The following is a 19,183-nucleotide window of genomic DNA, read 5'->3' as shown; positions in this document are numbered from 1 at the left end:
TCACACCGTGCAGCATAGTGTTTCCGGATTTGCGGAGTCTTACTCCAGGGCAATTCAGCGAACTGCCCATTCGATTTCATAGATGTGAGAAATCCTCTGTATTTTGAAACTCTGGATGATGGGTTCGCCGGTTGACCAGACGGATGATAGGGAAGAGCTTTTTCATGATTGCAACGCAGAAATCAGATGTTGCAGCTCTTCTTCGATCTCCTGGGGTGACGACACGGTTTGCGCGATTTCCGAACGCAGGATTTCACGATAACGCTTCCGCATGCGGCTGATCGCCATTTTGACGCTGCCTTCCGATACCGCGAACTCCTTGGCGACGTCCGCGTAGGTTGGCAAACTGGCATCCGGAGTGAGGTAAGCAATCAATGCATGACTCAGTTTCTGGTCTTGCGCCCCCTGTTCTTCGATCAGCCGGTTCTTTGCCGTATGGAGCATCGTGAGTGCCCATTGCCTCTCAAAAACGACTTCCGCCGTTTCATTTTGAGCGGCGTAGAGAGTGAAATTTCGCTCGGCTTCGTCGCATTCCAGCGAGATTGTGCGTGCCTTACCGCCACGTTTGATCGTTCTCGCTCGGTCACGCTCGTTGCTGAGGAAGTGCTTTAGTGACGCCAGAAGAAAAGATCGAAAGCGTCCTTTCTCCGGTGACAACGAACCAAAGTCTTCCCGCTCGAGCAACCGCGCAAAAAAACCTTGTACCATGTCTTCGCTGTCGGCAGGCGACAAACCACATCGCCGCAGATAGGCGTACAGCGGTGGCCAGTACAACTCACACAGTTCGGCCAATGCATGTTTCGATTGATCGGAACCTGACTGGCAAGCCGCTCCTCGCACCATGCTCCAGCGTGTCGTTTGAAACCTGTGGTGGGAGTCGGCTTTGTCGTTCATGCGTATACATCAGCCTAATGGTCTTTGGGCCGAAAGAAAGTCCAACGCTCAATTTCTAGTTTAGCATCATCGATCATTGCCAGCGATAACTTGTGAGGCGTCAGTTCTTTGATGTCGAACAAACGCCGTCCGGAGGGTGATTCTTCGTTGAATGTATGAATCGTGCTGCTAGTGATCTGTGTCACGAGCTGATCGCCTTTTCGTTTCCACCAGCCCGTAAACCGTACCGGTACGAAGTCTTCTTTGCCATCATCGTCTAAGTCTTTGGTTACCGCAATCTTTGGACTATCTCCCAGTGAGATTTCCATCCGTCCGAATTCCATGAACTCGCCGCTTTCCAGAAACAGGAGCGTATGCTTTGGCCCCCCATCGGTATCGTTCGACGCGGTCCAGTCGCCGAGGAGCATTGTCTCCCAGTCAGCTTGGTTGCGTTCGGCGACTGGGATCGCGCGCATGTTGATAACCACAAACGCAATCAACGCCAGCGACGTTGCGACGGCAATTCCTATCGCGATCAAACCTTCTTTGGAATGGAACAGTCTTGGCGTGTGAGATTTTCCATTTTGAGCGATCGCATTCTGTTTTGCCTCCCACGAAATTCGCACGAGGCAGCCAATCATGATCAAAAATCCAATCGCGGAAATCAAGCGTGCCATTCCTTGAGCACCGAGGTGGAGCATCGAGAGCGGCGAGCCTTCGGGTGCCAACCTGGCATTATTTCCCAATCCTATTGAGCAAATGCCGAGGAACCAATAGTAAAACAAGCCGATACCGAATCCGAGCCATATCTCGGACGGATAGGATTTACCTTCAATGGTCGTTAGCCAGCTATCCAACTTGAATAGACCGTATGCAGCCAGACCCACCAATGCTGATAGGGTTAGATGCCAGTGAACGGAACTGCTGGTCGGCGTCATGTCAATCGTCATCCACGGTTGAGGTCCACCGAAGCGGAAATGAACTTCGCCGTTTGACGGATCAAGCTGGAAACCGAGGAATCGTATCAAGCAGAAGAGGATGCCGAAGCTAAGAATGAGGTGGCCGATAAAGCGAAGAAAATCTGGCAGACCAACCCAAGTCGCAGCTATCGAGCTCAAATAGGTTTTGCGTTGGATGGTTGGCGCATCTTGATTTTCAGTTTGTGTAGCGGTAGATGCCGAAACGTGTTCAACATCCGTCTTGACGTCGCTGACATGTTGATACCGTCGACCGGGCTCACGATCCATCGACTTGAGGACAATTTCATCCAGTCTCACATCCACTTGCACCCGCTGCGATGGCGGCAGGAATCGACCCAATGGCAACTCGCCGGTGAGCAATTCGTACAGCGTCACGCCCAACGCATAGATATCAGCGCGATGATCCACCTCAAGCGGTTTTTCAAGCTGCTCGGGTGCCATGTAGTGCATCGTGCCCATTGCTTGGAACTCGCCTGTCAACGTGCGGTCCTTCTGCAGACCGCCCACAAGTTTTGCCAAACCAAAATCGGCGATCTTCACACGACCCGTTCGATCCACCAAAATGTTTTCGGGTTTGATGTCTCGATGCACGATGCCGCTGTCGTGAGCGTATTGCAATGCGTCACAAATCGCTGGAACGATTCGAAGCGATTCCGCCTGTGTCAACTCCTTCGTCCGCATCAGCTCACGTAAGTTGGCACCATCGACGTGTTCCATTACGATGAAGTACAGCTTCCTCGCTTCGCCACTTTTCCCTTGGATACTCACCTCGCCAAAGTCATGAACGGTAACGATGTTCGGATGGCTAAGTTTGGCGAGTGAACGAGCTTCACGCTGAAACCGTTCGGCAAAGTTCTTATCGGCGGCAGCGGCCGGATGAATGATCTTCACCGCGACCGTGCGATCAAGGGTCGTTTGCTTCGCTTCATAGACCGCTCCCATACCGCCTTTTCCGAGCAGCCTGATGAATTGGAACTGTGCGAAGTGGGGTTGCAGTTGGTCGATTTCGGGAGCTTCAAACCCACCGTTGCTTGCGATTGTCTCGGCCGGACCTCCATTGGCTGCGGCATCACTGGTTGGATCGGCACAGCTTTCCAGTCCCAGCTTCATCAAACAGACAGGACAGGGCGTTCGCTCAGACGATGTGAATGGCAAATGACTGCCACACTGTGGACAGCGATGCGGTTGTGTCGGTTGATGGGATTCGCTGCTCATGAGTCGGTTCCTGGTAGACTGATATTGTCGTCGCTACCAAGAACAGAAGCAAAGCAGGGGAAAGGTAACCAAGAAATTTCGTCGATGCGAGCAAGAGCTTGTGCTGCGAGAACGAATCGAACTTGCTTCCTAACCCGACGCGTAAGCGAGGGATTTTTTTCCGTTATCCCTCGCTTACGCATCGGGTTAGGAAATTTTCAAGACACATGATTTCGTTTTCGCAGCACTAGTACGTAACCTGGAAAACACCCATTTTCGGGAAAAGGGTGTTACCTCGTTGGCGTTTTGCTTCTTCTCCTTGTGCGGAGGCCATTTGATGCGGCGGATTTCGTGCTCGGCAGCGAGGTCCTGTATTCAGCATTTTTCAACCTGAAGAAAGTAGGCAAACTGGATGCGGACGAATCATTAAGTTTTTCGCGTGACACGACGCCTGTTTTCGGTACTGAGTCATCAGGGACCAGAATCATGAACGGATAGTGAGATCCAGAGTTACGATATGCCCGACGAATTCCGTGAAAAATCAGACCCCGAACCAGCCGAAACGGAGGCGATCATCCGCGTCAATGCGCCCGGCGAGTCGCAGGTGCTGCGAGTGGTCGAGGTACTGGACGAGTATCTGGCGAAATTGAAAGCCGGAGAACTACCGGATCGGAATCAGTTGTTGTCCGAGCACCCAGAGCTGGCCAGCCAGCTTGAAGCTTGTCTAGCTGGTCTGGAGTTCATTCATTCAACGAGCGATATGGACCACTCGCAGCGGCGACTTGGCGATTTCCAGATTCTGCGTGAGGTCGGTCGCGGTGGGATGGGCGCGGTTTATGAAGCCCGCCAGATTTCGCTCGGGCGGCGCGTGGCGCTGAAGATTCTGAGGTTTGGGGGCGTCAGCGATCCGGACGCAGTACAGCGATTTCAGCGCGAAGCGCAAACCGTCGCCAGTTTGCATCATACGAACATCGTGCCCATCTTTGCCGTCGGTAGTGAACACAGTGTCAACTACTTTGCGATGCAGTTCATCGAAGGTCGCGGCTTGGATCAAGTTCTGCGTGAACATGCCGACCGAAAGGTGCCGATTGCGCCGGACACGGTCGCGGGGTGGGGATTGCAGGCTGCCGAGGCGCTTGCGCACGCGCACGCTCGCGGCGTCATTCATCGCGATGTCAAGCCGTCGAACCTGCTGATCGATGATGACGAAGGACGCGTCTGGCTGACTGATTTTGGCTTGGCAAAACGACTCGACGATGTGACGCTCAGCATGACAGGAGCGCTGCTGGGGACGCCGCGTTACATGAGCCCCGAGCAAGCCGCAGCGGCGCATCACAAGCTGGATCATCGGACCGATATCTATTCACTCGGCGCGACGTTGTACGAACTGGCGACGGGTCAGCCAGTTTTCGTCGGGAACTCGCCGCACGATGTGATCAGTCAAATCATTGCCAGCGAGCCGATCGCACCACACGTACACCGTCCTTCTTTGCCACGCGATCTCGACACGATCCTGGTGAAATGCTTGTCGAAAGACGCCTCGCAGCGATACCATTCGGCCAATGATTTGGCTAGCGATCTGCGAGCGTTTCAAGAAGGGCGTCCGATCTCGGCGCGACGAGTTGGCTTTACAGAACGAGCCTCGCGTTGGGTGAAACGTCAACGTCGTAGCGTTGCACTGGCTGGCGGTGCGGTAGCAGCCACGTTGTTGCTGACCTTACTGGTTGTTGGAATCAGCTATGCCTACCAGCGATCACGTTTGGCAAGTGTGATGCTGCGTGCGAAACATCAGCCACTGGTTGCTGAATTGTTGGATGGCGATACGCGTGCGGTTCCGTTGATCGCTGTGCCAACGCAACAGCGATTGGAGATCGAAGCCGGCGACTATCAAGTGCGGGTCGCTGGTCATGGTCGCTTGAGCCAAACGATTGGCATGAGCTTGCAACCAGGAAGTGAGATCGATCACGAACTAGATCTTGATTCGCGATTGCTGTGGAAGGACGTCGAGCTTTCGGGCGGTTTTCGGTTGGCGTCACGAATGGACGACAATGGCGGGACGCGCGGTGTCGACATCATCGAACTGGGCGAACAGGGGATCCGTTGCATCGGCGGACTGAGCGGTTACGCCCGCTGGGACCTAAATCTACAAACACCCGAACAGGATGCCCTCAAAGCGGTGCCGCAATTGATTTGGCCCTGGAATCAGTTTCACGGGGGAAGCTATTCCCGAGGATTAGGTCTCTGGGATCAGCGACCCTGGATCATTCCTAATGAGCAAAGCGATGCTGCCGAGACCAAGGAAAATACTGATCTGAATGACGATGGCCACAGCGATCTGCTGTTGGCCGCACGACATCAGGCGTGGATCATTGCGATCAATGGCCGCGACGGGAAACCGCTATGGATTGCGGCCAGGGGCGAAACAACTCAAGGAGAGAAACCGAAGCAACAGTACCAGTTGACGAGCACCACCGTCGGGCCGCCACAATTGGTTCCCGATGTTGATGATGATGGAGTTGCTGACGTTGTCGTATCGTTTATCTTCGCGCCGAGCAAGCGAACTGAAACGCAGCGGTGGGTCGAGCTGTTATCTGGCAGAACGGGTGAAAGCCTTTGGAAATACGAAATTCCTGCAAGGTACTTCCAGCTCTCGGCGAATGAAGAAATTCCGCTGGCGCTACAGTGGATCACTGGAGGGGGTGGAAGTTCAGGGAATTCAGGTAGCAATCGACACAGCTATTTCCGTACCCGAGATGCGGGAAATCATTCACGCAGCGGAGACCACGAATATGCACAGACGCCGCTGAAATTGAACACCGATCGCAGCGCCGGCTTGACGGTTTGCGGCACGCAGTTGATTCAACTTGATCTTCGCACCGGACAGCCAACTACTGATGATTCGATTGATTTAAAGACGCGCACGGCCGTACTGCCGAAATATGGCGACTTGGACGGAGATGGTGAAGACGACTTGTTGTTGGTCGAACCGATCACTGTCGGCGGGCAATACAACATGCCACAACAGCGACTGGTGGCGATGTCTGTGAAAAATGGAACCATGCTTTGGGAAAAGGTGATTGAAGCCCATTTGCCGCGACAGGCTGAAATCGATCTGCCAGTCCCCGACTGGCCGCAGGTCGTCGATTCGGATGGTGATGGAACATGCGAAGTGATCGTGCCAAGCGAAGCAACAGCACCTCGCGCCTGGGGGCGACCTTGGGGAAAGGTGCAAGTGATCGATGGCGAAACGGGCAAGCCTCGCTGGGAACGGCAGTTCTTCAGTGGTGACCAGCAAATCGACTCGTTTATCGTTGGACCGGATGTCGACGCCGATGGTGTGAACGATCTATTTATCGCGTCGCAATGGGGAATCGACTTGGACTTATTCGTCGATTGTCTTTCTGGAAAAGACGGCAGGTCGCTTTGGCGTTTGGAGCAACCACTGCTGATGGGCGATCACGAAGGCGGCGAGTTTCGTGTGGGTCGGCTACAATGGTTTGAGGCCACGGACGATGGGTGGCCACAGTTGATGATCCCGATGCAGTACGACGAGACTTGGGAAGTCAACGCGGGGGCAAGCGATCGAATCGTTTTCGTGTCTGCTGGAAGGGGAAAGCTGACGCACATCGCCTTAGACGCCTCCCATCCAAAGATTGCCGACTTAGACGCTGACGGCACGGAAGACTTGCTGTATGGGAAGCAGGCAAACAAAGACGACATGCACGCGAGCGTGACACTTCAGGCGATACACGGCGTGGCTCGCGAAGCGTGGCATCGTTTCCTGCCGCCGCAGCGGGTCGTCGGCGACTTAGACCATGATGGGGTTGCCGATTCCGTGCAAGACAATCTCGTTCACGAACTGGTTGCGCGTTCGGGAGCGAGTGGAAAAATCCTTTGGCAAAGTGCGGTCGACAAAGCTTCACGGCGTTACTTTGTTCATTCAACAGCTCAGAGAGACACTCGGCACGAGATTGGTGGTCATCACCATGATCTCAATGGTGATGGCGTGCCTGACATCCTGTTGGTGAGAGATTGGAGACTCTCACGCGGCGATTCCAGATCGGTGCTGATTGCTGTTTCAGGGATCGACGGTCAACGATTGTGGAACTCACAGTTCGTAGTCGAGTCGCTTGAGTATATGTCGGCGTTAGATTGTCGAGACCTGGACGGAGATGCTCAAGCGGAAATCATCATGGTGGTGGCCTGCGATTTTGACCAGCCAACAAACGTTCCGCAACACCTCGGCAGCTCGACCCATATGACAGGAAATGATCGGCAGCTATGGCTTGCGGTTATTTCCGGAAATGATGGAAGCATCCGTTGGTCCAAACCACTTTGCGGTATTCAGGTTGATGGCAATCGACAGTTCGACATCAAAGAAACGTTTATTGAGCCATGCTACGACGACTTGAATCAAGACGGTGTGCTGGACTTAGTGTTGCCTGCACAGTCGTCTGACGGAGCAAGCACTTTGGACATGCTGGCGATCAACGGTCGTGACGGGCAGACGTTTTGGGGCGTGCCGCTGCCGGCCTTTGATCAACCAGAGGAAGCCTTCGGTAACGCGATTCCCGCCGCCAGCGGCGATCTCGATGGCGATGGAACTCCGGAAGTGATCGTAATGGCATTTGGCCGAAATCGAAATCAGCATGGGCAACCTGAGCAATTGCATGTTTCAGCACATGGCGGCAGTGATGGTCGTCGTTTGTGGCAGTGGGAAACGATAGCCTCGCGTGATCAAAACCAAGTTGAGCGTCGTCGCGATCGAATTCAAGACCGGCTGCGTCCCTTACTGGCAAATCGCACCGATGGTACTTCTGCCGTCGCCTTTTTATTGTGGAACGACGGACGTGATATCCATGTGATCAACCATTTAGGTGAAGCGACAACTCAACGGATCGTCGTCGATTCTTTCTTCGACAGTGGCGAACGCCCCTTTGTGATTGATGCCGATCAAGACGGTGCAGACGAATTGTTGATAATCAACCGATTAGAAATCTCGGTGCGGCCGATCGATCACTTGGATCAGCCGATTTGGACGCGTCAAAGAGTGATGTCCGACATGGATGAAATTGTCGGGATATTGCCCGACGAGAATACTCCTGGGAGGATTGTCATTCAGGGCGGAACGCTCGACGGCTCGCTCCGTGGACTCGATCCACTGACAGGTCAAACGGATTGGACTTGCGTTGGTCCGGCAGTGGATCGGCAGATCGCAGCGGAGATGCTGAGCACTCCATCGGTCGAAGTACCTCCGTTCGCCTTATTTCAACACGATGGTCAAGCAATGGTCCGGCGAGGTTCTTCAACACAAACTCGGTTTGCGGACTGGACTGGTATTTCAGCCGAACCAGCCAGAACAACGCCACAAAGTTTTGACTCGCGGTTGCTGCGCCCTTTGCCCTGGGTGCCTCAGGATTTTGAGATCGCCGAAGCACGCAAAGCGTTTTTGTGGATTGGCCTTTACGGACTAACGATGGGATTTGTGCCAGCGGCATTCTTCTACTGGTGCGTCTCCCGCAGGCGATGGGGATTGAAGTCGATGATGTTGTTGCCCATCGTTACCGCGATCGCCATGATCGGAATGCTGACACAACCCAGCAACTTCGAATTTGCTGCCTGGGATATCAAGTTGTTAGGAGCCGTAATGGCCTTGCCTATTCTGTTCACATTGGTCTTGTTCACTCGCTGGTGGCGAGAAGGCAAGCGGCGACGGATTGCGATTTCAATGCTTGTGGTTGCGTTCGTTTCGATCAGCTTAGGAATGTACGCAGTGTGGCTGGATCGCTACCGAACCGGATTGCTGCAACCGGGCGAACGCTACGACTGGAGCGGCTGGTACTATGGCCTGGCACCAGTAGCGTATTGGATGTTTCTGATGCCCTGTCTAGCGGTGATTCTGTTTTTGACACTGCGAACGTTTTGGCGGTTGTTCTTTCATGGGATTCGCAGCGGAAAGTCGTTGGTGCGACTATGAGAGACCGTAAACGGTTTCTCGCAGAGCGGTCCTATCATGATGAGGATGCAATGCAAGATCATCCCGCGGAATGTCGGAGTAACCGACAAATCGACCGAGATTTGAAACTTCGATCGCTGGTGGACGTTCGCAACCTCATCGAAACATCAAATGGTACGATCAAGCAATGAACACCAAGCCCACAAAGTTCCGAAGATTTCGCCTGCGGTTCTCCATTCGCAGTTTGTTGTTGTTGACCGTTGTGTCGGGATTGTGCCTTGTTGTCTTTCAGATTGCGACTGGGCCGGATCTGAACCGTCGGCTATATCGCGCAATGAAGGACGATCGAACGTTTGCGATTCATTTCTACCTTTGGCTGGGAGCCGATCCCAACGACGGTATCAAGAAGAACTTTGGGTACAATTGGTCACCGCTCCAGGATGCTGCATGGCGAGGCCACTTGAGTCTGGCACGCCATCTGATTGCAAATGGCGCGAACGCAAACTACATGGAGAAAGACGGTTTCACGGCGATCGTCTACGCGGCGGACGAAGACCATTGGGACATTGTTGAGATGCTCTACCGAGCGGGTGCCGATCACCGAGCCACGGGTGCCGACGGTAAACGTGTCGTCGATTATGCAATCGATGCTGGCCGAGAGGATATCGTGCAACTGCTCACCAGCGATGTCTATCCACCTGGTTTTTGGAGAATCGATACCGTTGCTGTTCAATTTGATGGGAAAGATATTGTCGAATTAGACGACAACAATCTGCCATACAATCGGATCTATCAGATAGCAAGAAATTCTCAGGTTGGAACCGATAAATGGCCCTTCCTCAGCGGCACGAGACGTTACACCGCGTTGATTGAGAAGGATGCTAACGGAAACGAACAGACAGTTCGTGGCGTGATGTCCGTGAAGATATCCGAAGATCAGAACTGGGTGGACGTTTTATACATCGATGGATCTAGCAAACGTGAACCTTTGTAATGATCGGGCAGCGCTTGGAAGATCGATTGAGCGAGTCGAGAGAGAGGCGAATGATGTCCGGAGCAACCCGCAAAGAAGATGCTCGTGGTTATTTGATGTTTCTTGCTGATGATTTCTGGCACTGGTCACTGCCGGGGCGCGGTGAGATGTGGTGGGTTGTGGAGGAAGTGCTTCGGGATGCGGAATCTGGTGAAATTGAATGGAGCGATAGGGCGGAGGAGTTAGTCACACACCAATTGCGCATCTTGCTTGGCGAGTCTTTAGCCAGACGTACGGATGTGCAAGTGTCTGTGGCGCAGGCGAAATTGAACTCAATCTCCGATTCCATGGAAAACTTTTTGCGGCATCATCTGCCGTCGCAGTCACAGCAAGCCGTCACGTTGTCACAACTGTCGCAACTGGGAAACGCGATTGCTTCGCTGGAATCCGAGATTCAACGTGTTTTCATCGAGCATTACTTGCTAGGAACCAGCATCGATCAGCTTGCGTTTGACACGCGGCGTAGCCAGGGCGAGATTCTACGATTGCTGAAACGCGGAATGAATGAGGTCGGCAAACATCGACATGACAGAACTGAATAGGGACGATCATCGATCCGAACAACTCACTCGCTACCAGTCGTGGCTGCGTTGCCTTGCGCGGATGGAGATCGACAGTCGTTTTCAAGGCAAATTCTCAGCGTCAGACGCCGTTCAACAAACAATGCTCGCGGCTTGGCAGGATTGGGACCAGTTTCGGGGCGACAGTGAGGCTCAGCGTCGTGCTTGGTTGCGACAGATCCTTGCACATCAACTAGCGAAATTGGCGAGACATTTCGCGGGAACGCAAAAACGCAATGTTTCGCGAGAGACCTCCATCGAAGCTTCGTTAGCTCAGTCTTCCGTACGAATCGAAAACTTCCTTGCGGCCCAACAATCATCCCCCAGCGGACAAGCGATCGCAAACGAACGGAGTCTTGTTTTGGCCAAAGTCTTGGAAGAATTGCCGGAGGATTATCGCGAAGTCATTGTACTGCGCAATCTGCATGACTTATCGCACGAAGAGGTCGCTCAGCGAATGAAGCGCAGTGTCGGAGCGGTCCGCATGCTGTGGTTGAGAGCGCTTTCGGAACTTCGCAGCATGATCGGAGAGCATTGATTTCTGCTGCTGGTCAAGTCCGCCATCGGCGGGGAAGGAGAGGTTTGAAACGGGCAGCATCTCAAGACTCGACACTCAGCACTGATTCTCGGAGTAGGTGGATTCGTCAAGCGATCACTCTGTCGAGTATCGATTGTCACACGGAACAGATAGCCAGTTCGATAACTGAGGAAAAAAGCCTTGAAACGACGTGTCTGCGGGAATTTCAGATTCATCTGGAGCATGGACAGGCTCTGCAAAGTAGAAAAATCCAATTTCGTCGAGCCCAAACCCCTTACGAATCCCTGCAATTCTAGATGAGAACATGAACAGACTATTTGTTAGTTGTGCGGCATCAGCCCTTGCGGCACTGCTGGGACTGGTCAGCGCGATGGTTTTTGGGATGCTCTGGTGGCCGCCGGGTGGCGGCGTCACGCTCATGGGCATTGGACTGACCACGGCAGGGTGCTTCGCCCAACTGTTGTCGATGCGCTTGAATTGGCCAGTGTCGGTCTTCGCCAGCGGCTTTGGAGCGATGCTCGCTTGTTTCTTCGCTGCATCCGCAGCGGAAGTATTGCCGCCAGGCAGCATCGAGTGGTTTCTTAAGGGTGGAATGTACGGAGCCTGCGTCGGTCTGCCCGTGGCCGCCTTTCTAGGACCTACCGGATTGGCAAAGAATCGAGTGACGGACAATAAAACATCTGAGATGGATAGGTAAACGGACAACTGGTCTACGACTTGAGAAGAGCGAAAAGGCTTGAAAAGCTCATAGACGGAGTTCACTGCCATGATCAATTCGAAGGAATAGCCACAAACTAAACACGAAAGCGCTAATTCGTCACATGACGTTTCGGTTTGTAAATCGCCAAAACGCGTCGTTGCTGCGTTTAACCAGCAGTCGTTCAGATCAGGTTTCGTTTAGGTCGCACAAGAATGAGTGATTCCCGTATGGATCGTAGAGAGTTTGAAAGTGTATTGGCGGAGTACATCGAGCTGGTCAAAGCGGGAAGGTTTTCGCAGGCAAACAGTCTGCTTGACGAGAATCCTGATCATGCAGATTCGGTACGTTCCGCTATTGATGCCGACGAAGACTTAAGAAACTTCATGGATGATGTCACCATCGCGCCTCTCACAGCCATCCGTGACCAAAACACTGTTGAGCCCACGATGGAAGGGTTTGTAAATCCGAATCGATCCGTTGGAGCCCACCGACAGCCGATCGCTTATTTCGGAGACTACGAGTTACTATCTGAAATCGCCCGTGGCGGGATGGGTGTCGTGTACAAAGCGCGGCAAGTCAACCTTGATCGAATCGTTGCGATCAAGATGATATTGACCGGACAACTCGCCTCTGATTGCGACGTACGGCGTTTCTACCATGAGGCCGAAGCTTCCGCGAATTTGCAGCATCCTGGAATTGTTCCGATCTATGAAGTCGGCGAACACAATGGACAACACTTCTTTTCCATGGCGTTTGTCGACGGACCTAGTTTAGCTCAAGTTTTGATCGACGGACCGTTAACGCCTCGGGAGGCTGCTGGGATTGTCCGACAAGTGGCAGAAACGATTGGCTATGCACACTCACGTGGAGTAATCCATCGCGACCTGAAACCAGCAAACATTCTTATGTCCCGGCCTGATTCTCGTAGTTCTGGTAGTAGCAAGAGTACGGTCCTATTAGGACCGACGTCTGAATGTCCGCAACGTGCTGGTTGGTATGAGCCCTTGGTTACTGACTTTGGATTAGCGAAACACACCGCTGACACGAGCGAGTTGACAGGGACGGGGCAGATCCTTGGTACACCTAGCTATATGCCTCCTGAACAAGCGTCCGCAAAGCTGAAGGAAATCGGACCTGCGGCTGACGTCTACTCGTTGGGGGCAGTCTTGTACTCAGCACTTGTCGGTCGCCCTCCTTTTCAGTCTGCAAACGTCGTCGACACGCTCCTGCAAGTGCTTGAGCAAGACGCGGTTCCACCACGTCAACTCAATCCTCAAGTCCCGCTAGATCTAGAGACAATCTGTCTAAAATGTTTGCAAAAGGAACCGAAGAAGCGTTACGAATCAGCCGACGCGCTAGCCGATGAACTCGGTCGCTTTGTGAGGGGCGAACCAATACTGGCTCGTCCGGTCGGTCGCCTGGAGCGGACGTATCGATGGTGTGCTCGCAATCCAGGTGTCGCCAGCCTAATGGCACTTGTCGCCGTCGTCTTGATGATTGGAACGATTGTTTCATCCTATTTCGCGGTCAACGAGCAAGCCGCCAGAGAGCTTGCCGACAGTCATAGGGAGCAAGCCGAACAGGCCGCTGACGAGGCACGCCGTTCCCAGCGTACGATGGCCCGACACCTCTATGTGTCGCAAATGAACTTGGCCCAGAACGCATGGAAAAACGACAACGTTGGTCGTACAGTAGAGATGTTGAACTCGCAACAGCCCGTGACTGATGACGATGAAGATCTACGGGGCTTTGAATGGCACTATTGGTGGAACGCTTGTCATAGCGACTTGCTCACGATTGATTCGCATGACTCATGGCTGAATGATGTGGCCATTAGTCCCGACGGCACAATCATTGCCAGCGCGGGCAATCAACTCCATTTATGGGACATTGAAACGGGAAAAAACATTGCTCGGCTCAATGGAGTCACTGGTCATACGTTGAGCGTTGCGTTCAGTCCTGATGGTAAGAGATTGGCAAGTGGTGGTGCCGATAGGATAGTTCGAGTTTGGGATGTGAAATCCGGTCGCCTGCTCACTTCTCTTCAGGATCATCAGCATCCGATCGAGTCTTTGTCTTTTCATCCCAACGGCAAGTTACTCGCATCAGCGGGAGGAGATTTTGAAAATTCCGAACTCGGTGAGATTTGTCTGTGGGACATCGATGCGGCGAAGCAACTATCTGTTAAGCCCCAAGCGAAATCCGGGGTGCTTGCGATCCGATTTAGTCCTGATGGTCATTTACTGGCAACCGGCAGGCGTGGAGGACATGTCGAATTTTGGAACTACCAAACAGGCGAAGCGACTGCCCATTGGCGTTCCAACTATAGTGCAGTAACAGCACTGGCATTCAGCCCTGATAGTAAACGACTGGCTTGCAGTGGTTGGAGTACCGACATTCAGATCTGCGATACGGGGACTGGAAAAGAACTCATCGTTCTGAAAGGTGCCGGTCAGATTCTTAGCGTTGCATTTCAACGTGATGGCCAGCGGCTTGTAAGTGGTGGCAACGATCAAGCGGTGCACGTATGGGATACGAACTCGGGCAAACTGCTGCGTGTGTTCAAGGGACACACTCATGATGTGGCCAGCATAGTGGTTCATCCTGACGACGCTCGCATCATTTCGTGTGCGAGAAATCGCATGATCAAGATCTGGGATGCGAGCAGCAGCCAAGAAAGCATTCTGCTTTCTGGGCAGCAAAAAACCGTTTCCGATATGAAGTTTAGTCCCGATCAACGTTGGCTGGCTTGTGTCGACACCGCGGTGTGGAATGTTGGCGATCCGGGAGCCGTACAGTTTTGGAACACGACGACTCTCGCCAAATCGCATCGGCTAACCGGGCACACCGGTGCGGTAAACAGTTTCGCCTTCAGCCCCGATGGCATTTCAATTGCTACGGCAAGTGAAGATCGGACCGTCATGATATGGGACGTAGCGACCGGATCAAGAATCAACACTTTTTTGAAAAGCAAAAGTCCGCTTCGCGCAGTAGAGTTCAGCCCAGATGGTCGCTTTCTCGTTACGGGGACTGTCGACAACACGGTGCAGGTGTGGGACTCGAAAACGAGGCAGGAAATCCATACGCTCGCTGGAAGCGGAGAAGAAATCAAGTCGCTAACTTACAGTTCTGACGGTCGTCTACTGGCGGCCGCCTCAAGTCTCGGGAGCAAAGTCTGGGAAAGCGAAACGGGGTTGCTGGTGATGGAGTTCCCTCAAATTGGCACCGCAAACGCCGTCTTTGTATCCAACGATGAAATGTTGGCGTGTGCTGTCCATCAATCGGTACATCTGATCGAACTAAAGTCCGGTAAGCCGCTGAAAACGTTCACGGCTCACAACCGAAACATTGCTGACATGGCCATCAGTCCTGACGGCAAACGGCTTCTTACTTGCTCGGAAGACCGTACTGTCAAACTATGGGATATGGCAACGGGGGAACAAGTACTGGCATTAGATACGCCCGACGTACTGCCCCGAACACTGGCGATGAGTCCTGGTGGTGACGTCGTTGCGGCCGGTGGCGAAGGGCTCGCAGTCACGCTTTGGGAATCGAGCGACCGCACGGCGTATCGACATTCGATCACCCCACTCAACTGGATGCATGGCCATGAAGGCCCGATTCGCGATCTCGCTTTCTCACCCGATGGCCAGCTAGCGGCTTCCGCCAGCGGATGGCCCAAGGGAGACAAGACGGTTCGACTATGGGATGTGCATCTAGGCAAGGAGTTACGCCGCTTTGATGGACATACGGATGATGTCCAAAGTGTTCACTTTGCTGACAACGGCACGAAACTCTTATCCTCTGGACACGACGGTACGTTGCGGCTTTGGAATATCGAAACAGGAGAAGAGATTCAGAAATTGACGAGTCACGAGGGACGCGTACTCGAGACGGCCATCAGTCCTGGGGGGCATTTGGCTGTATCCGGTGGTGACGATGCGAAGATCCGTCTATGGGACATTGAAGCGAGCGAAAAACTTGAGGATTTGGATCGTCTGCCAGATCGTGTTCTCGCCGTCGCAATCTCACCTACTTCTCAGCATGTCCTTGCTGCGTCAGCTGAGCTGCTGTACTTGTACGACGTTGCCCAACGGAAACGGATTCACATGCTCTCTGGCCACTCCAGTCCAGTTGAGGACATTTCCTTTTCGGCTGACGGACAGTTCGCGGCCAGTTGTGGCGGCAGCGAGGCAATTGTTTGGGATGTCGCTGCGGGACAGTCGCGGTGTCGCATCGCGACCAATGGCGTTAGAGTTTTTGGTGTTAAGTTTTCCCAAGATGGAATGCAAGTCATTGGAGCACTTGGTGATGGAACGGTGCGTATATGGGATGCTCAGTCAGGTGACGAACTGTATCGTTTAAGCGATCATCATGAGATTGCCTGGGCAATTACCGTCTCCCCAGATGGTCGATATCTGCTGTCGGGCGGCGGAGGAAAGGGCGGAGCGAGCTTTGGAAATGAGGCGGGTAGCGACCACGCAATTCGCCGCTGGGAAATGCCGAGGAATTCAAGTTTTCCAGCACGTGCGGACTGAGTGTCTATCGCGATGTCAGCTGTCAACGCGTCGAAAACGGCGAGGGTCAGCATCGTCTGTGATTGCCGAATAGATGCCGGCCCGAGCCGACACAGCTGTTGACGAGCAAATCCGTAAACGGGTCAAGGGATGATACACTCATTACCGAGAAATCAACCTTAGCTGGCGTTGCGAATTGCCTCGATGAGTTCTGACTTTCTCATTTTGCTACGACCTTTGATGTTTAACTCGGCGGCTCGATTGCGAAGTTCATCGACCGTGCGATCTTCCAGCGGCGTGTTAGGATTCCCGGTGCCCTGCGTCGTTTGGTTCGGAGTTCGTCCGTCCTCTCGCCGCTGTTTATTCACTGTTCGGGCAGCGACCTCTTTCGCATCATCTTCCGGTTTGCCTCGCTCAAGTTGGCTGTCTTTGATGTGCTCGTACTGCCGTTCATCTTTATCAGTCCACTCAGCCATGACGTTATCTCCAAGAAGGGAATCAATGTAGGGTAAGCGTGGAAATCGGCATTGTGCTCTTAGCAGTGCATCGGAACGCTTCTGTTTTGACTTAGCCGTCTTCAGGCCTGGCGAGCCAGACGTCTAAAGGCACCGGATCTTCGGTGCGCAGGGCGTCGCCGCTCTCGGACAAATGGTTGGTCGCGTCGTCCGCCGCATTGCGGTCAAAGCAGATCGCACCGTTCCAATTGACCGCGTTGTCAACACCGTTGCCCCGTGTCGACGATCCATTCATTCTTTCAGTGCCACGAAGCAACAGCTCGCCGTTTTCGGGTCCCGAGTTCATCTGTGACGTAGTTCCGAGCATCTCGACCGTTAGCTGATCATTCAGTGGAAGTTTCGCGTCCACTACGTCAGGATCAGTTCTCCGAATTCGTTTTGTAGGCTGCTTGGGCACTAAAACCGACTCCTGTGAAGGTTGATTTGAATTGACTGATCCAATCGTTGTTGGAAAAGTCGCAATGCCGTTGAAAACGGTGGGCGTGCAAAAGATGTTCCGATCCGACTTGAGCCTCCACAGCAAATGAGCGGAACAGTTTTTGCGTTATTTGCTGGCCAGATAGTCTTTCCAAAAGCCCGGACACGCTTCGGCGAATCAGTTGCGTTCCTGAAACCGCAAATCTATGGACCGTAACAACGTATGCTCAACAATCGAGAAGCGGCAACTGGAGCTTTTTCAAACCCGAAAGTGGAGAAACCGATGATACCAGCGACGAATCAACGCGTTGAGTTGCATACTTGCGATGCCACCAATCGGCAAATCGCTGAGCAGACGCGTGAGCGAATTGCATTCTATTCGACGAGGTCGCCGCAGGAAGTGAGCGACCGTCTTCTGGAACTCGATCACGAATGGGACATCGAGCGGGCGCTTGAATGCAATGCCTCGGCACTCGCCTTTTCTGGAGTGGTGTTGTCGGCGACAGTCGACAAACGATGGCTTCTACTTCCCGGTTTGGTGACCGGATTCCTGTTTCAACATGCACTGCAAGGTTGGTGTCCCCCACTGCCGATCCTGCGACGAATGGGGTTCCGCACATCAGCCGAGATCAATGAGGAACGCTACGCGCTGAAAGCGTTGCGAGGTGACTTCGAACGAATCATTTCGCGTGATGGCGTCCATGCGGATGCCGAAGCCGCGTTTGTTGGTGCCGAGCAGTAGCCCTGCCCACTTCACCAGTACGTCACGCACTCTCGCCATTTGCGGAGCCGAAAAGTTGCAGTGTCTCCGACACGTTTTTGGACGGACACCGTTGTTGCCATTCGCATCGTTGGCATCGCGGATGCGTTTCCCCTAACAAACTTTTGCACAGGAGTGCAGATGTGAATCCAAAGACTGAAACCAACGTGGCGAAGAAGCTTCCCAGTGATTCTCACTGGTCGGAAGAACCTTGGGCTCGAGTCAAGGCAGCAATCACCGAGCGGTGGCCGCATCTCGATCAACGTGATGTCGAATCGCTCCGCTGTGATGTCTTCGAGATCGAACACTTTCTGAGAGTGGCTACCGAAACATCCGCTGAGGAAATTCAAGCCGTGGTGCGGGAGTTTGCTCCAGCACCGTCAGTGTTGCAACGTGCAGGTCACTTAGGTGAACAAGTCAGCCAGCACATTGTTCCACCGGTTCAATCAGCCATTGAACGTGTCCGATACGAAGTCGACGAACGGCCTGGCGTTGTCGGCGGTCTGATTTTCGTCACAGGCGTGGCGTGGGGCGTGCTTGCCACTGCGGCCTACTTTCGTTCTCAGCAGAAAGAATCGTTACTGCAATCCTGCCTCCCCAACGCTGGGCGACGATAGGCGAACTTAACTGCTCACACCATCGCATTACTGGAAACACCATTATGTCCAATGCACCATCTCAGTCGCGCGGTCCGAAGACCTCCACGCCGAAATCCGACAATGAGTCTTCTGATCGAAGCGTCGGCGAAGCACTGAGCCGCCACGGCCAGGCTGCCGCCGAGCATTTTATAGCTACGCCCGCAAAAAACCTTCTCGGGCAATTGCAACAGTACGCTCATGAGAAGCCGGACGTGGCGGTGTGCTGGTGCTTTGCTCTCGGCGTTATCGTTGGATGGAAATTGCGATCGTAGGTGTTCATGCTTGTCCAAGGTCTTGCACTTGAGCAGCAATTGAGGACGCGCTTGGTTTGACTTTCATTCGACTAATGTAATCGAAGGCCTACCAAGCTGCGACCAAAGGTCGCGATACGCCGAGCTTCAGTTGCAGAGAAGCAATCGGGTCTGGAATTCGGGCCCGTAGCGGTCGTGGCCGCTCATCAATATCACGGGCGAGACATCAGTCGAAGGGCGTCCTTGATAAC

General features: G+C 53.4%; 13 protein-coding genes. 8 read left to right on the top strand and 5 right to left on the bottom strand.

Going from position 1 to position 19,183, the window contains the following annotated elements; genetic code table 11:
• Nucleotides 1-162: 162 nt before the first annotated feature.
• Both Pla52nx_RS20840 and Pla52nx_RS20835 read right to left on the bottom strand, forming a co-directional pair.
• On the bottom strand, nucleotides 163-894 hold the full coding sequence (locus Pla52nx_RS20840) for an RNA polymerase sigma factor (RefSeq protein ID WP_146520841.1): 732 nt from the start codon (nucleotides 892-894) through the stop codon (nucleotides 163-165).
• 14 nt (nucleotides 895-908) lie between these two features.
• Nucleotides 909-3,068, bottom strand: coding sequence for a serine/threonine protein kinase (locus tag Pla52nx_RS20835; RefSeq protein WP_146520842.1), 2,160 nt, complete (start codon nucleotides 3,066-3,068; stop codon nucleotides 909-911).
• Nucleotides 3,069-3,564: 496 nt separating this feature from the next.
• Between Pla52nx_RS20835 and Pla52nx_RS20830 the strand changes: the two genes are divergently transcribed.
• From Pla52nx_RS20830 to Pla52nx_RS20815, 4 genes are all read left to right on the top strand, one after another.
• Nucleotides 3,565-9,024 (top strand): protein kinase domain-containing protein, encoded by a 5,460-nt coding sequence (locus Pla52nx_RS20830; RefSeq protein ID WP_146520843.1) that lies wholly within the window; start codon nucleotides 3,565-3,567, stop codon nucleotides 9,022-9,024.
• Between the two features lie 166 nt (nucleotides 9,025-9,190).
• Nucleotides 9,191-9,997, top strand: a complete 807-nt coding sequence (locus Pla52nx_RS20825) for an ankyrin repeat domain-containing protein (protein ID WP_146520844.1) — start codon at nucleotides 9,191-9,193, stop codon at nucleotides 9,995-9,997.
• Between the two features lie 53 nt (nucleotides 9,998-10,050).
• Nucleotides 10,051-10,578 carry a hypothetical protein gene (locus Pla52nx_RS20820; protein ID WP_146520845.1) on the top strand — a complete coding sequence of 176 codons (528 nt, stop codon included), beginning with the start codon at nucleotides 10,051-10,053 and terminating at the stop codon, nucleotides 10,576-10,578.
• The gene (locus Pla52nx_RS20815) at nucleotides 10,562-11,134 is read left to right on the top strand and encodes a sigma-70 family RNA polymerase sigma factor (protein ID WP_197454701.1); all 573 of its coding nucleotides are present in this window, start codon (nucleotides 10,562-10,564) and stop codon (nucleotides 11,132-11,134) included. Before Pla52nx_RS20820 ends, Pla52nx_RS20815 begins: the two co-directional genes overlap by 17 nt.
• Before the next feature lie 114 nt (nucleotides 11,135-11,248).
• Here the strand turns inward: Pla52nx_RS20815 and Pla52nx_RS20810 are convergent, their stop codons facing one another.
• Nucleotides 11,249-11,902, bottom strand: coding sequence for a hypothetical protein (locus Pla52nx_RS20810; RefSeq protein ID WP_146520847.1), 654 nt, complete (start codon nucleotides 11,900-11,902; stop codon nucleotides 11,249-11,251).
• Between the two features lie 144 nt (nucleotides 11,903-12,046).
• Here Pla52nx_RS20810 and Pla52nx_RS20805 point away from each other — a divergent pair, with 144 nt between their 5' ends.
• Nucleotides 12,047-16,372 carry a protein kinase domain-containing protein gene (locus tag Pla52nx_RS20805; RefSeq protein WP_146520848.1) on the top strand — a complete coding sequence of 1,442 codons (4,326 nt, stop codon included), beginning with the start codon at nucleotides 12,047-12,049 and terminating at the stop codon, nucleotides 16,370-16,372.
• Nucleotides 16,373-16,530: 158 nt separating this feature from the next.
• Here Pla52nx_RS20805 and Pla52nx_RS20800 read toward each other — a convergent pair whose 3' ends face one another.
• Both Pla52nx_RS20800 and Pla52nx_RS20795 read right to left on the bottom strand, forming a co-directional pair.
• On the bottom strand, nucleotides 16,531-16,827 hold the full coding sequence (locus Pla52nx_RS20800) for a Rho termination factor N-terminal domain-containing protein (protein ID WP_146520849.1): 297 nt from the start codon (nucleotides 16,825-16,827) through the stop codon (nucleotides 16,531-16,533).
• A 91-nt stretch (nucleotides 16,828-16,918) separates the two neighbouring features.
• Nucleotides 16,919-17,215, bottom strand: a complete 297-nt coding sequence (locus Pla52nx_RS20795) for a hypothetical protein (RefSeq protein ID WP_342190212.1) — start codon at nucleotides 17,213-17,215, stop codon at nucleotides 16,919-16,921.
• Between the two features lie 351 nt (nucleotides 17,216-17,566).
• On the opposite strand from Pla52nx_RS20795, the gene Pla52nx_RS20790 reads away from it, so the two are divergent.
• From Pla52nx_RS20790 to Pla52nx_RS20780, 3 genes are all read left to right on the top strand, one after another.
• The gene (locus tag Pla52nx_RS20790) at nucleotides 17,567-18,025 is read left to right on the top strand and encodes a hypothetical protein (RefSeq protein ID WP_146520851.1); all 459 of its coding nucleotides are present in this window, start codon (nucleotides 17,567-17,569) and stop codon (nucleotides 18,023-18,025) included.
• A 161-nt stretch (nucleotides 18,026-18,186) separates the two neighbouring features.
• Nucleotides 18,187-18,660: a hypothetical protein gene (locus Pla52nx_RS20785; RefSeq protein ID WP_231742067.1), complete on the top strand. Its 474-nt coding sequence runs from the start codon at nucleotides 18,187-18,189 to the stop codon at nucleotides 18,658-18,660.
• A 44-nt stretch (nucleotides 18,661-18,704) separates the two neighbouring features.
• On the top strand, nucleotides 18,705-18,953 hold the full coding sequence (locus Pla52nx_RS20780) for a hypothetical protein (protein WP_146520852.1): 249 nt from the start codon (nucleotides 18,705-18,707) through the stop codon (nucleotides 18,951-18,953).
• Nucleotides 18,954-19,183 lie beyond the last annotated feature (230 nt).

Origin of the sequence: Stieleria varia (genome assembly GCF_038443385.1) — a bacterium.
Lineage (GTDB): Bacteria > Planctomycetota > Planctomycetia > Pirellulales > Pirellulaceae > Stieleria > Stieleria varia.
Note: the sequence above shows the minus strand (reverse complement) of the source record. Positions and strands in the feature narration are given on the sequence as shown.

Bases quoted from the DNA above. Each gene is read 5' to 3' on its own strand.
- Pla52nx_RS20800 (WP_146520849.1), bottom strand. From the start codon at position 16,827: ATGGCTGAGTGGACTGATAAAGATGAACGGCAGTACGAGCACATCAAA.
- Pla52nx_RS20830 (WP_146520843.1), top strand. From the start codon at position 3,565: ATGCCCGACGAATTCCGTGAAAAATCAGACCCCGAACCAGCCGAAACG.
- Pla52nx_RS20780 (WP_146520852.1), top strand. From the start codon at position 18,705: ATGTCCAATGCACCATCTCAGTCGCGCGGTCCGAAGACCTCCACGCCG.
- Pla52nx_RS20840 (WP_146520841.1), bottom strand. From the start codon at position 894: ATGAACGACAAAGCCGACTCCCACCACAGGTTTCAAACGACACGCTGG.
- Pla52nx_RS20790 (WP_146520851.1), top strand. From the start codon at position 17,567: ATGATACCAGCGACGAATCAACGCGTTGAGTTGCATACTTGCGATGCC.
- Pla52nx_RS20815 (WP_197454701.1), top strand. From the start codon at position 10,562: ATGACAGAACTGAATAGGGACGATCATCGATCCGAACAACTCACTCGC.
- Pla52nx_RS20820 (WP_146520845.1), top strand. From the start codon at position 10,051: ATGTCCGGAGCAACCCGCAAAGAAGATGCTCGTGGTTATTTGATGTTT.
- Pla52nx_RS20810 (WP_146520847.1), bottom strand. From the start codon at position 11,902: ATGGCAGTGAACTCCGTCTATGAGCTTTTCAAGCCTTTTCGCTCTTCT.
- Pla52nx_RS20835 (WP_146520842.1), bottom strand. From the start codon at position 3,068: ATGAGCAGCGAATCCCATCAACCGACACAACCGCATCGCTGTCCACAG.
- Pla52nx_RS20805 (WP_146520848.1), top strand. From the start codon at position 12,047: ATGAGTGATTCCCGTATGGATCGTAGAGAGTTTGAAAGTGTATTGGCG.
- Pla52nx_RS20825 (WP_146520844.1), top strand. From the start codon at position 9,191: ATGAACACCAAGCCCACAAAGTTCCGAAGATTTCGCCTGCGGTTCTCC.